The sequence below is a fragment of the Herbiconiux gentiana genome, assembly GCF_024978135.1.
GTDB classification, from domain to species: Bacteria; Actinomycetota; Actinomycetes; order Actinomycetales; family Microbacteriaceae; genus Herbiconiux; species Herbiconiux gentiana.
This window is the reverse complement of the sequence record NZ_JANTEZ010000001.1, coordinates 348,094-361,064: the sequence shown is the minus strand read 5'-3', so window position 1 is coordinate 361,064 and position 12,971 is coordinate 348,094. Positions and strand designations below refer to the sequence as shown.

The window sequence follows — 12,971 nt, the reverse complement described above, 5'->3', positions numbered from 1 at the left end:
GCCGACCTCGGCGCTGACCGACGAGGAGTCGGAGCACCTGCTGGGGCTGATCGCCGACCTCAAGCAGCGCGGCATCGCCTCCATCATCATCAGCCACAAGCTCAACGAGATCGAACGGATCGCCGACCGGGTCACGGTGATCAGGGACGGAGCCGTGGTCGAGACGCTGCCGAAGTCCGAGATCACCCAGGCGCGGATCATCCGCGGCATGGTCGGGCGCGACATCAACCACCTCTTCCCCGAGCGGCTGCCGAAGACCGTCGGCGACGAGGTGCTCCGCGTCGAGGCGTGGTCGGTTCAGGATGCGGCCGACCCCTCGAGGCGGCGGGTGCGCGACGCCCATCTGGTCGCGCGCGCCGGCGAGATCGTCGGTATCTGCGGGCTGATGGGAGCCGGGCGCACGGAGCTCGCGCTCAGCGTGTTCGGCCGCTCCTACGGCTCGGGGTTCTCGGGTGACGTGTTCGTCGACGGGGTGAAGCGGGACGTCTCGACCGTCAGCAAGGCGATCGACGCCGGCATCGCGTACGTGACCGAGGACCGCAAGACGCTCGGTCTGCACCTGGACGACGACGTCGTGCAGAACATCGCACTGCCGAGCCTGCCGCGGCTGCGTCGTCGGGGATTCGTCGACGAGGACGCGGAGATCGGCGCCGCGAACGCCTTCAAGGGGTCGATGCGCATCAAGACGCCCTCCATCTTCGCCCCCGTCGGTCAGCTCTCGGGCGGCAACCAGCAGAAGGTCGTGCTGAGCCGGTGGATCTTCACCGACCCCCGGGTTCTCATCCTCGACGAGCCGACCCGCGGCATCGACGTGGGCGCCAAATTCGAGATCTACACGATCATCCAAGAGCTCGCCGCCAGCGGGAAGTCGGTGGTCTTCATCTCGTCGGAGCTGCCCGAACTGCTCGGTGTGTGCGACCGCATCGTCGCCATGCGCGAGGGCGAGATCACCGGGGAGCTCCCGATCGACCAGGCCACGCCCGAGAAGCTCATGGAGCTGATGACCCTCGAGAGGACACGCGATGACGACTAGCGGAACGACGACGAGGCCGACGACGGCCCAGCCGGGGGAGACGCTGTTCGCCCGGGGTGCGCGGTTCCTCAACCGTTACAGCATGGCGGTGGCGCTCGTGCTGGTGGTGGTGGTGTTCGCGTTCACCACGAAGGGCATCCTGCTCCGCGACCAGAACATCTCCAACCTGGTCGTGCAGAACGGCTACATCCTGATCCTCGCCATCGGCATGGTGATGGTGATCATCGGCGGGCACATCGACCTGTCGGTCGGCTCCATCGCGGGCTTCGCGGGAGCCGCCGCGGCGATCCTGATGGTGCAGTACGAGGTCCCCTGGTGGATCGCGCTCATCCTGAGCCTCGTGGTCGGTGGGCTGGCGGGGGCCTTCCAGGGCTTCTGGGTGGCCTACGCGAAGGTGCCGTCGTTCATCGTCACCCTCGCCGGCATGCTCATCTTCCGCGGGCTCACCATCGCCCTGATCGGGGCACGGAACATCGGCAACCTGCCCGAGCCGTTCGTCTTCCTGGGGGCGGGGTACGTCAGCACGGGTGCCGAGTCGGGGCCCGACCTGCTCACCCTGGCCATCGGCGTGCTGATCGTGGCGGGCATCGTCGGCTGGCAGATCGTCTCGCGTCGCCGCCGCACGCGGCACGGCGAGAAGCCGGGCAACCCGGTGTACTTCATCGCGGGACTGGTCGTGGTCTCGGCCGCGATCCTCTGGCTGAGCTACTCGCTGGCCAGCTTCCGCGGGCTGCCGGTCGTGCTGATCATCCTCGTGGTGCTCGGGGTCGGCTACACGGTGCTGATGACCCGCACCGTGATCGGCCGGCACATCTACGCCGTCGGCAGCAACCGGCAGACCGCCCAGTTGTCGGGCGTGAAGGACCGTCGGATCGACTTCTTCCTGTTCGTCAACATGGGCGTGCTCGCCGCCCTCGCCGGCGTGATCATCACGGCGCGACTGAACCTCGCCACCTCGGGCGGCGGCACCGGGCTCGAGCTCGAGGCGATCGCCGCGGCGTTCGTGGGCGGCGCCGCCGTCGCGGGCGGCACGGGGTCGATCGCCGGTGCGCTCGTCGGTGGACTCACCATCGGCATCATCAACAACGGCATGTCGATCATGGGCCTCGGCACCCAGTGGCAGCAGACGGTGCTCGGCGTCGTCGTGCTGCTGTTCGTGGCCTTCGACATCTGGAACAAGGGCCGGCGCATCCGCCGCTGAGGCGACGACGAGCCCCGACCTCCGAGAACTCCGGACAACCAAGAGAAATGAGGACAGCACCATGGCACTCACATCAGGTGGACGACGATCCACGATCAGGACGCTCCTGGGGCTGGCCGTGGCGACCGCCACGCTCGCCGTGGGGCTCACCGGCTGCAGCGCCGACGACGGAGCGGGCGCCTCGGGCGGCACCGTGGGCATCCTGATGCCCGGCGTGCAGAGCGTGCGCTGGCAGATCGAGGCCGACACGATGACGAAGGGCTTCGAGGAGCGCGGCTACGACACCGCGGTTCAGTTCGCCAACGACGACGCGCCTACCCAGGTGCAGCAGATGGAGGACATGATCACCCAGGGCGTGAACGCCCTCATCGTCGTGGCGGTCGACGTGCAGTCTCTCGGCGGTCCGCTCGCCGACGCCAAGGCGGCCGACATCCCGATCCTGTCGTACACGCGGCTGCTCTCCGACACCGACGCCGTCGACTACTACACGACGTTCGACTACAAGGCGTACGGTGCGGCGAGCGGCCACTCGATCCTCTCGGCCCTCGGTGTGGAGGACGCCGACGGGAACCCCACCGGAGAGAAGGGACCGTTCTCGATCGAGATCGTCAACGGCAGCCCCACCGACTCGGTGGCCTACGACATGTGGGCCGGCTACGAGGAGACCCTCCAGCCCTACGTGGACGAGGGCGTGCTCACCATCCCCTCGGGGCAGAGCACCTTCGACCAGTCCTCGACGCTGAACTGGACCGGCGAGGGCGCCCAGAGCCGGATGGAGAACATCATCACCTCGACGTACTCCGACGGCACGAAGCTCGACGCGGTGTGGGTGCCGTTCGACGGCATGACCCGCGGGGTCATCGCGGCGCTGAAGTCCTCGGGCATCCAGCCGGGCACCGATGCCTGGCCGGTGCTGCCCGGTGGCGACGGCGAGCTCGACTCGATCAAGTCGATCCTGGCGGGGGAGCAGTACAGCTCGGCCTGGATCGACGTCATCACCCTGGCGAACGGCGCGGTGACGATCGTCTCCGACGTGCTCGACGGCGGCGACTGGCCGGAGCCCGACACCACGACCGACAACAACGCGATCGAGGTGCCGACGACACTCTCGCCGGTGGTGAACGTCACGAAGGACAACGTGCAGGAGGTGCTGGTCGACAGCGGCTTCTACACGGCGCAGGAGCTCGGGCTGTAGGCCGCCGCTCTCTCCGGATCCCGCTCGTCGCGCCCCCGGGTCTTCCCCCGGGGGCGCGGGCGCGATACGACGGGACGATGACGGATGCGATCTCTCCGCGCGAGTTTCGCCGGTCCGCCGGCACCGAGGACTGGCGGGTGGTCGGCGACGGCGCCCGCGCGGTCTTTCGCACCGGGTCGTTCGGGCGGGGCGCGGCTCTCGTCGCCGCGATCGCCGACGAGGCCGACCCGCAGGAGCCGTCGTGACGCGGGAGCGCTAGACGCCGACGCGGCGGAAGGCGTCGAGGCTGATGCCCGCGTCGAGCACGACCTTCGCCCACTCCCGCGCGGTGTGCAGCGAGTGGTCGCGGTAGTTGCCGCACTCCAGTGCCGAGACGGCCGGCACGTCGGACTCGACGGCCTCGTCGGCGATGAACCGCAGGCTCGAGGTCAGCGCCGCGACCACGTCGGCCACCTCGGGCTCGCCCCACATCAGCAGGTGGAACCCGGTGCGGCAGCCGAACGGCGAGATGTCGATAACGCCGTCGATGCGGTCGCGCAGCAGCCCGGCGAGCATGTGCTCGAGGGTGTGGATGCCCGCGGTCGGGATCTCCTGCACGTTCGGCTGGGTCAGCCGAACGTCGAAGTTGGTGATGGTGCCGCCGCCCGGCCCGTGCTCGACCCCGATGCGGCGCACGTAGGGTGCCAGCACGGCGGTGTGGTCCAGGGTGAAGCTCTCGATCTCGGCCATCAGGTCCTCCTCGTGAACGCGTCGAGGCGTTCGATCAGTTCGTTCAGGGTGGCCTCGTCGCTGACGAGACCGATGCGGATGTGCCCGGCCCCGCGGGGCCCGAAGCCCTCGCCGGGCGCCACGGCCACCCGCGCGTCGGAGCGCAGCCGCGCGGCGAACTCCATCGCGTCCTGGTGCTCGCCGGGCAGACGCACCCACACGAAGAACGTACCCTCCGGCGCCGACACCGCCCACCCGATGCGCCGCAGTCCGGCCACCACGAGGTCACGGCGGCGCTGGTACACCTGCACCAGCTCCCGGGCTGCCTCCTGGGAGCCGTCGAGCGCGACCGCGGCCGCCTCCTGCGAGGCGCCGAACATGGTGCTGAAGGCCTGCGCCAGGTACGACTTCATCGCCGTGATCAGCGAGGTGTTGCCCACGGCGAAGCCGATCCGCCAGCCCGCCATGCTGTAGGTCTTCGACAGCGTCCGCGCCTCGACTGTCACCTCGAGCGTGCGGTCGACCGCCAAGGCCGAGAGCGGCGCACGCCCGTCGAAGCCGAGCGAGCTGTAGGCGAAGTCGTGCACGAACGCCGCCCCCGTGCGGTGCGCGAACTCGATCGCCCCGGCGAAGGCCGCGGGGGTCGCGAGCGCGCCGGTGGGGTTGTTCGGGTAGTTCAGCAGCAGAAGGGATGCCCGGGTCAGCGACGAGAGGGCCGCGAAGTCGGGCTGGTACCCGGGTTCGAGGAGCGGCAGCGGCGTGATCCGCCCGCCGGCAAGATCGGTGGCCGAGGTGTACATCGGATAGCCCGGATCGGGCAGCACGACGGTCTCGCCCGGATCGACGTGCGAGAGCACCGCGGCCATGATGGCCTCGTGCGATCCGTGGAAGACCGCGACCTGCGCATCCGGATCGATCTCGACGCCGTGGTCGTCGCGATACCGCTTCGCCACGGCGTGCCGGAACGCCGCCCGCCCCACGTAGGCCGGGTAGCGGTGGTTGGCCGGCTCGGCGACCTCGCGCTGCATCGCCGCCACGATGTGCTCGGGCGTGGGCAGGTCGGGGTTGCCCTTCGAGACGTCGATCATGCGCGGGCCCGGCTCGGCCGAGAGTCGCAGGATCTCGCGATCCATCACGCCCCAGAAGTTCGGCGGCAGCGCCTGCACCCGCGCGGCGGGGGTGAAGTCGACCACGGTCAGCGCCTCCGGTAGCGGCGCGCGACGACCGTGCCGAGCAACTGGATGCCCTGCACCAGCACGATCAGGGTCACGACGGTGATCGCCATGGCGAAGCCGTCGTAGCGCTGGTAGCCGTAGGAGAGCGCGAGGTCGCCGATGCCGCCCGCACCGACGGTGCCCGCCATCGCGGTCGCGTCGAGCAGGCCGACCGAGGCGATCGTGACCGCGAGGATGAGCGATCCGCGCGCCTCGGGCAGCATGAAGCGCCAGAACACCTGCAGCGGCGAGGCGCCCATCGATCGCGCCGCCTCGATCACTCCACGGGGCACCTCGAGCAGCGAGTTCTCCACAAGTCGGCCGATGTAGGGCGCGATCATCACGGTGAGCGGCACGATGGCAGCCCAGACGCCGATGCTGGTGCCCACCAGCAGGCGCGTGAACGGGAGGATGGCGACGAGCAGGATGATGAACGGAAGCGAGCGCACGAGGTTCACCACCACGGCGAGCCCGAGACTGATCGGCCGGTTCTCGAGCACCCCGCCGGCGCGGGTGAGAGCGAGCACCGCGCCGATCACGACGCCGAGCACCGAACCGAGCACGAGCGAGACGCCGAGCATCTGCAGGGTCTCGCCGAGCGCTTTCAGGAAGAGCTCGGGGGTGATCAGGGTCCACTTCCCGTCGGTCACGACTGCACCTCCTCGAGCTGCACGACCCGCTCGGTCAGGAAGGCCCGGGCGGCCGCGACCCGCTCGGCGGGGCCGGTCACCTTGACGATCAGCTGTCCGATGGTGTGCTCCTGGATGGAGGTCATGTCGGCGTGCAGCATGTTGACCGAGACGCCGTAGGTGGTGATGAGGTCCGAGAGCAGGGGCTGGGTCACCTCGTCGTCGACGAGGAGCATCCGCCACAGACCCTCGGAGCCGAGGTGCTCCACGACGCGCGGCGGCAGACCCTGCGGCACCACGGTGGTCACGAAGTCCCGGGTGATCGGAGACCGGGGGTGCACGAACACGTCGAGCACCGGGCCCTCCTCTACGATGCCGCCGTCGGCCATCACGGCGACGCGGTCGGCGAGATCCTTGATGACGTCCATCTCATGGGTCACCACGAGCACGGTCGTGCCGTACTCGCGGTTGATGCTGCGCAAGAGGTCGATGATCTGCGCGGTCGTCGTCGGGTCCAGCGCGCTGGTCGCCTCGTCGGAGAGCAGGATGCGGGGGTTCCGAACCAGGGCCCTCGCGATGCCGACCCGCTGCTTCTGGCCGCCCGACAGGTCTCCCGCGAAGCTGCCCGCCTTGCCCGAGAGTCCGACGAAGTCGAGCACCTCGTCGGCGCGGGCCCTGGCCGCCTCGGCGCCGACCCCGTCGAGGCGCAGCGGCATGGCCACGTTGTCGCGCACGCGCACGGTGTCGAGCAGGTTGAACTGCTGGAAGATCATGCCGGTGCGCTTCTGCGCCGCGCGCAGGTTCTTGCCGCGCAGCGCACCCATGTCGATGCCGTCCACCAGCACCCGGCCCGAGCTCGGCCGCTCGAGGCCGTTGACGAGCCGGATGAGCGTCGACTTCCCGGCGCCGCTGTAGCCGATGACCCCGAACACGCTGCCGGCCGGCACCTCCAGGTGCACGTCCTTCAGCGCGGTCGTCGTCGATCTCCGGTCGGGGGAGAAGGTCTTCGAGACGCCCTCGAAGACGATTCCGCCCTCGGCGGCCGGTGCAGGGCTCAATTGAACCATTCGGGCAGGTTGTACCCGTCGTACTGCGGGTCGGAGGTGATGTAGTCGATGAACTCGGGCGACTCGTAGGCGGCCTTGATGGCCTTGGCCCAGTCGGAGTCGACGTCGGCCTCGCGCACCGTCACCACGTTCGAGAACTCCACGGGCTGGTCCTCCACGGCGAGCGCGTCGTCGTAGTCGAGGCCGCCGGCGACGATGAAGTTGCCCTGGATGGTGGCGTAGTCGACGTCCTGCAGCGAGGGCACCTGCTGCGCGTTCTCGATCGGGGTGATCTGCAGCTCGTGCGGGTTGTCAGTGATGATCGACAGGTCGGCGGTGTTGGGGTCCTCGACGTCGTCGAAGTCGATCAGTCCGGCGTCGCGCAGGATGAGCAGTCCCCGGTACAGGTTCGACGGGGCGTTCGGCACGGTGACGGTCGCCCCCTGCTTCACGTCGTCGAGGGAGGTCGACTTGCCGCCGAACAGCCCCATCCGGGGCGTCGGCACCTGCACGAGCGCCACGTTGTTCAGGCCCTCCTGCCCGTTCACGAAGTTCATGTACACCGGGTGCTGGATGATGTTGGCGTCGATCTCGCCCTGGTCGACCGCGACGTTCGTCACGATGCCGTCGGTGAAGTCCTGCTCCTGGACGGTGTAGCCCTCCACCTCGAGGATCGGCAGGATGCCGCCGTCGAACATCTCCTTGTACGGGCCGGGGTTGAAGCCGATCGAGATGTCCGTCTTCCCGGCTGCGTCGGTGCTGCCGGACGGCTCGCTCCCGCTCGAGCCGGCGCTGCACGCGGTCGTGCCGATCAGCAGTGCGGCGGTGGCCGCCCCCAGCAGGGCGATTCGAACGGCTCTCATGATGACCTCTTCTGCGGCGTACGGCAGCCGCGGAGCCAGGCTAGCCAGCCGGTAAGCGCCTGCCGAAGTCGGCGGGTCACATATCGCAACAGTCGGCCCCGACACGTGCTCCGCGACACGCCGACGGGTCGGGGCGGGCGGCGTTTAGACTTGGAACCCACGCCGAGACAGCCGGAGAATCAGTGCCCTCGAACGACTCCTTCGTGCACCTGCACGTCCACAGCGAATACTCGATGCTGGATGGCGCGGCCCGCGTGAAACCCCTGATCGAGGCGGCGAAAGAGCAGGGCATGCCCGCCGTCGCGGTCACCGACCACGGCAACGTCTTCGGCGCCTACGACTTCTGGAAGACCGCCACCGAGGCCGGCATCAAGCCGATCATCGGCACCGAGGCCTACCTCACGCCCGGCACCCACCGCACCGACAAGACGCGCATCCGCTGGGGCAACGGCGGGGGAGACGACGTGTCGGGCGCGGGCGCCTACACCCACATGACGCTGCTCAGCGAGTCGACCGAGGGCATGCACAACCTGTTCCGGCTCTCGTCGAAGGCGAGCATTGAGGGCTACTACTTCAAGCCCCGCATGGACCGGGAGCTCCTCAGCCAGTACGGCAAGGGCCTGATCGCGACGACCGGATGCCCGTCCGGCGAGATCCAGACGAGACTGCGACTCGGCCAGTACGACGAGGCCGTCAAGGCGGCGAGCGACTTCCGCGACATCTTCGGCCGCGAGAACTTCTTCGCCGAGATCATGGACCACGGACTCGACATCGAGCGCCGCATCATGCCCGACCTGCTGCGGCTGGCGAAGCAGCTCGACCTCAAGCTCGTCGCCACGAACGACCTGCACTACACCCACGCCCACGACGCCACGAGCCACGCGGCGCTGCTCTGCGTGCAGTCGGGCTCGACCCTGTCCGACCCGAACCGGTTCAAGTTCGACGCCGACGAGTTCTACCTGAAGTCGGCCGCCGAGATGCGGCAGCTCTTCCGCGACTACCCCGACGCCTGCGACAACACGCTGCTCATCGCCGAGCGGTGCGAGGTGGCCTTCGACACGAACGCCAACTACATGCCGCGCTATCCGGTGCCCGAGGGCGAGACCGAGGCGACCTGGTTCGAGAAGGAGGTCGAGGCCGGCCTCAAGGAGCGGTACCCGAACGGCATCTCGCAGGAGGTGCGCGAGCGCGCCGACTACGAGGTCGGCGTCATCAAGGGCATGGGGTTCCCCGGCTACTTCCTCGTCGTCGCCGACTTCATCAACTGGTCCAAGCGCAACGGCATCCGCGTCGGCCCGGGTCGTGGCTCCGGTGCCGGCTCGATGGCGGCCTACGCCATGAAGATCACCGACCTCGACCCCTTGGTGCACGGGCTGATCTTCGAGCGATTCCTCAACCCCGACCGCGTCTCCATGCCCGACTTCGACGTCGACTTCGACGACCGGCGCCGCGGCGAGGTCATCAAGTACGTCACCGAGAAGTACGGCGACGAGCGCGTTGCGCAGATCGTCACCTACGGCACGATCAAGGCGAAGCAAGCCCTCAAAGACTCCGGTCGGGTGCTCGGCTTCCCCTTCAGCATGGGGGAGAAGCTCACCAAGGCGATGCCCCCGCCCATCATGGGCAAGGACATCCCGCTCAGCGGCATCTTCGACAAGGCGCACCCGCGCTACAAGGAGGCCGTCGACATCCGCACGGTGATCGAGATGGACCCGGAGGCCCGCACGGTCTTCGACACGGCCCTCGGCATCGAGAATCTCAAGCGCCAATGGGGCGTTCACGCGGCCGGCGTCATCATGTCGAGCGACCCGCTGATCGACATCATCCCGATCATGAAGCGGGAGCAGGACGGTCAGATCGTCACGCAGTTCGACTACCCGGCCGCCGAGTCGCTCGGCCTGATCAAGATGGACTTCCTGGGGCTCAGAAACCTCACCATCATCGACGACGCGCTCGACAACATCCGCGCGAACCGGGGCGAGGACCTCGTGCTCGAAGACCTGTCGCTCGACGACAAGCCGTCCTACGAACTGCTCGCCCGCGGCGATACGCTCGGCGTCTTCCAGCTCGACGGCGGGCCCATGCGAGGGCTTCTCCGGCTGATGAAGCCCGACAACTTCGAAGACATCTCGGCGGTGCTCGCCCTCTACCGCCCGGGCCCGATGGGCGCCGATTCGCACACGAACTACGCGCTCCGCAAGAACGGCATCCAGCCGATCACCCCGATCCACCCCGAGCTCGAGGAGCCCCTGCGCGAGGTGCTCGGCGGCACCTACGGCCTGATCGTCTACCAGGAGCAGGTGATGTCGATCGCGCAGAAGCTGGCCGGCTTCACGCTCGCCCAGGCCGACCTGCTGCGCCGCGCGATGGGCAAGAAGAAGAAGAGCGAGCTCGACAAGCAGTACGAGGGCTTCTCCAAGGGGATGCACGACAACGGTTACTCCGAGGCCGCCGTCAAGACGCTGTGGGACATCCTGCTGCCCTTCTCCGACTACGCCTTCAACAAGGCGCACTCGGCCGCCTACGGTGTCATCTCGTACTGGACCGCCTATCTCAAGATCCACTACCCCGCCGAGTACATGGCCGCCCTCCTCACGAGCGTCGGCGACTCGAAGGACAAGATGGCGGTGTACCTCTCCGAGTGCCGCCGCATGGGCATCAAGGTGCTGCCGCCCGACGTCAACGAGTCGATCGGCTTCTTCACCGCCGTCGGCACCGACATCCGCTTCGGCATGGGTGCGGTGCGGAACGTGGGCATGAACGTCGTCGAGCTGATCAAGCAGGCCCGCGAGGAGAAGGGGGCCTTCACCTCCTTCGGCGACTTCCTGAAGAAGATCCCGCTGGGCGCGACGAACAAGCGCACGATCGAGTCGCTGATCAAGGCGGGTGCGTTCGACTCCCTCGGCAACACCCGGCGCTCGCTGATCGAGGTGCACGAGGGCCTGATCGACAACGCCGTGTCGCAGAAGCGCAACGAGGCCAACGGCCAGGTGGGCTTCGACTTCGACTCGCTGTGGGACGCGCCGGAGGAGGTCCACGACATCCCGGTGCGCCCCGAGTGGGCGAAGCGCGACAAGCTCGCGTTCGAGCGCGACATGCTCGGCCTCTACGTCAGCGACCACCCGTTGGCCGGCCTCGAGGCCGAGCTGGCGAAGCACGCGTCCACGGGCATCCTGGACCTGCTCGAGTCGGACCACGTGAACGACGGCGACCAGGTCACGGTGGCCGGGCTCATCACGAGTGTTCAGCACCGCGTGGCCAAGCAGTCGGGCAACCAGTACGGCATGATCACGGTCGAGGACTTCGGCGGCGAGATCACCGCGATGTTCATGGGCAAGACCTACCAGGAGTTCGGGCCGGCGCTCACCAACGACGCCATCGTGGTGGTGCGCGGCCGGGTCTCGATGCGCGACGACGGCATGAACCTGCACGCCTACAGCCTGTTCCAGCCGGCGCTGTCGCAGGTGGGCGGCTCGGGGCCGCTGCACATCTCGCTCGCCGAGACGCGGGCCACCACCGACACGGTGCAGGCGCTGAACGACGTGCTCATCCGGCACGCCGGCGACACCGAGGTGCGCCTCAGGCTGATGAAGAGCGACAACGTGCGGGTGTTCGAGGTGCCCTACCAGGTGCGCGTCACGGCCGATCTGTACGGCGAGCTGAAGTCGCTGCTCGGGCCGAACTGTCTCGTGTAGCGGCCCGGGCCGTTCCGGGTCGTCCGCTCGCCGGTAGGCTGGCAGGGCCATGATCCGAACGATTGACCTCCGCGGCCAGACCCCCACCCGATCCGAGTTCGTGCAGCTCGTTCCGCGCGCCGACACCGACGTCTCGGTGGCCCACGAGGCCGCCGCGGCCCTCGTCGAGGCCGTGCGGAACGACGGTCTCGTCGCCCTCCGCGACCAGGCCCGCCGCTTCGACGGCGTCGAACCCGAGCACGTGCGGGTGCCGCAGCAGCACATCGACGAAGCGGTCGCCGGGCTCGACCCCGCCGTGCGCGCCGCCCTCGACGAGGCGATCGTGCGGGTGCGCCAGGCCACCGCGGCCCAGATCCCGGATGCCCGGACCACCGAGCTGGCCGACGGCGCCCTCGTGCAGCAGCGCTGGCAGCCGGTCGACCGCGTGGGGCTCTACGTGCCGGGCGGCAAGGCCGTCTACCCCTCGAGCGTCGTGATGAACACCGTGCCGGCCCAGCTCGCCGGCGTCGGATCGATCGCCATCGCCTCCCCGCCGCAGCGCGAGTTCGGTGGGCGCGTGCACCCGACGATCCTCGCCGCGGCCGGGCTGCTCGGCGTCACCGAGGTCTACGCCATCGGGGGAGCGGGTGCGATCGGCGCCCTCGCCCACGGCGTCGACGAGATCGGGCTCGACCCGGTGCAGGTCATCACCGGCCCGGGCAACGTCTACGTCGCGGCCGCGAAGCGGGTGGTGCGCGGCGTGGTCGGCATCGACTCGGAGGCGGGTCCCACCGAGATCCTGATCGTCGCCGACGGCACCGCCGACCCGGCCTTCGTCGCCGCCGACCTGGTGAGCCAGGCCGAGCACGACGAGCTCGCCGCGGCGGTGCTCGTCACCGATTCGCCGGCGTTGGCCGACGCCGTGCTCGCGCAGCTGGACGCCGTGGCCGCGTCGACGAAGCACGCCGAGCGCGTGGCCGTCGCCCTCGACGGACCGCAGTCCGCCGTGGTGCTGGTCGACTCGATCGAGCTGGCCGCGTCCTTCAGCAACGCCTACGGCCCCGAGCACCTCGAGGTGCAGGTGGCCGATCCGGATGCGGTGCTCGCCCTCCTGACGAACGCCGGCGCCATCTTCGTGGGCGCCTACTCCCCGGTGAGCCTCGGCGACTACCTCGCTGGGTCGAACCACGTGCTGCCGACGGGCGGGCAGTCGCGGTTCTCGTCGGGGCTCGGGGCGTACACCTTCCTCCGGCCGCAGCAGGTCATCCGCTACTCGTCGACCGCGCTGCGCGAGGTCGCCGATCGCATCGTCGCCCTGGCCGAGGCCGAGAACCTGCCGGCTCACGGCGAGGCCGTCACGGCGCGGTTCACCCGGTCGGAGTAACCACTCCTGCACCGCGCCGGGGGC

General features: G+C 69.0%; 11 protein-coding genes. 6 read left to right on the top strand and 5 right to left on the bottom strand.

The window, feature by feature from the left end:
- Nucleotides 1-208 precede the first annotated feature (208 nt).
- The 4 genes from NVV95_RS18500 to NVV95_RS01670 all read left to right on the top strand — a co-directional run bounded on the left by NVV95_RS18500 (nt 209) and on the right by NVV95_RS01670 (nt 3,674).
- A complete protein-coding gene (locus tag NVV95_RS18500) occupies nt 209-1,033 on the top strand; it encodes an ATP-binding cassette domain-containing protein (RefSeq protein ID WP_445727688.1) in 825 nt (274 codons plus the stop codon).
- Complete coding sequence (gene mmsB, locus NVV95_RS01680; RefSeq protein WP_259484803.1) at nt 1,023-2,234, top strand: multiple monosaccharide ABC transporter permease; 1,212 nt, start codon at nt 1,023-1,025, stop codon at nt 2,232-2,234. The genes NVV95_RS18500 and mmsB overlap by 11 nt, the downstream gene beginning before the upstream one ends.
- A gap of 61 nt (nt 2,235-2,295) precedes the next feature.
- Nucleotides 2,296-3,429, top strand: coding sequence for a substrate-binding domain-containing protein (locus NVV95_RS01675; RefSeq protein ID WP_259484802.1), 1,134 nt, complete (start codon nt 2,296-2,298; stop codon nt 3,427-3,429).
- 77 nt (nt 3,430-3,506) lie between these two features.
- Nucleotides 3,507-3,674, top strand: coding sequence for a hypothetical protein (locus NVV95_RS01670; protein ID WP_259484801.1), 168 nt, complete (start codon nt 3,507-3,509; stop codon nt 3,672-3,674).
- A 10-nt stretch (nt 3,675-3,684) separates the two neighbouring features.
- Here NVV95_RS01670 and NVV95_RS01665 read toward each other — a convergent pair whose 3' ends face one another.
- The 5 genes from NVV95_RS01665 to NVV95_RS01645 are packed head-to-tail and all read right to left on the bottom strand — an operon-like array spanning nt 3,685 to nt 7,889.
- Nucleotides 3,685-4,158 (bottom strand): S-ribosylhomocysteine lyase, encoded by a 474-nt coding sequence (locus NVV95_RS01665; protein ID WP_259484800.1) that lies wholly within the window; start codon nt 4,156-4,158, stop codon nt 3,685-3,687.
- Entirely contained in the window at nt 4,158-5,330 is a 1,173-nt protein-coding gene (locus tag NVV95_RS01660) for a pyridoxal phosphate-dependent aminotransferase (RefSeq protein ID WP_259484799.1), read from the bottom strand. The genes NVV95_RS01665 and NVV95_RS01660 overlap by 1 nt, the downstream gene beginning before the upstream one ends.
- 2 nt (nt 5,331-5,332) lie before the next feature.
- Nucleotides 5,333-6,001 carry a methionine ABC transporter permease gene (locus NVV95_RS01655; protein ID WP_259484798.1) on the bottom strand — a complete coding sequence of 223 codons (669 nt, stop codon included), beginning with the start codon at nt 5,999-6,001 and terminating at the stop codon, nt 5,333-5,335.
- Nucleotides 5,998-7,047 (bottom strand): methionine ABC transporter ATP-binding protein, encoded by a 1,050-nt coding sequence (locus tag NVV95_RS01650; protein ID WP_259484797.1) that lies wholly within the window; start codon nt 7,045-7,047, stop codon nt 5,998-6,000. Before NVV95_RS01650 ends, NVV95_RS01655 begins: the two co-directional genes overlap by 4 nt.
- The gene (locus NVV95_RS01645; RefSeq protein WP_259484796.1) at nt 7,035-7,889 is read right to left on the bottom strand and encodes a MetQ/NlpA family ABC transporter substrate-binding protein; all 855 of its coding nucleotides are present in this window, start codon (nt 7,887-7,889) and stop codon (nt 7,035-7,037) included. Before NVV95_RS01645 ends, NVV95_RS01650 begins: the two co-directional genes overlap by 13 nt.
- Before the next feature lie 233 nt (nt 7,890-8,122).
- On the opposite strand from NVV95_RS01645, the gene dnaE reads away from it, so the two are divergent.
- Nucleotides 8,123-11,584: a DNA polymerase III subunit alpha gene (gene dnaE / locus NVV95_RS01640; protein WP_375163776.1), complete on the top strand. Its 3,462-nt coding sequence runs from the start codon at nt 8,123-8,125 to the stop codon at nt 11,582-11,584.
- A 49-nt stretch (nt 11,585-11,633) separates the two neighbouring features.
- Nucleotides 11,634-12,947 carry a histidinol dehydrogenase gene (gene hisD, locus NVV95_RS01635; RefSeq protein WP_259484794.1) on the top strand — a complete coding sequence of 438 codons (1,314 nt, stop codon included), beginning with the start codon at nt 11,634-11,636 and terminating at the stop codon, nt 12,945-12,947.
- The last annotated feature ends 24 nt before the right edge of the window (nt 12,948-12,971 follow it).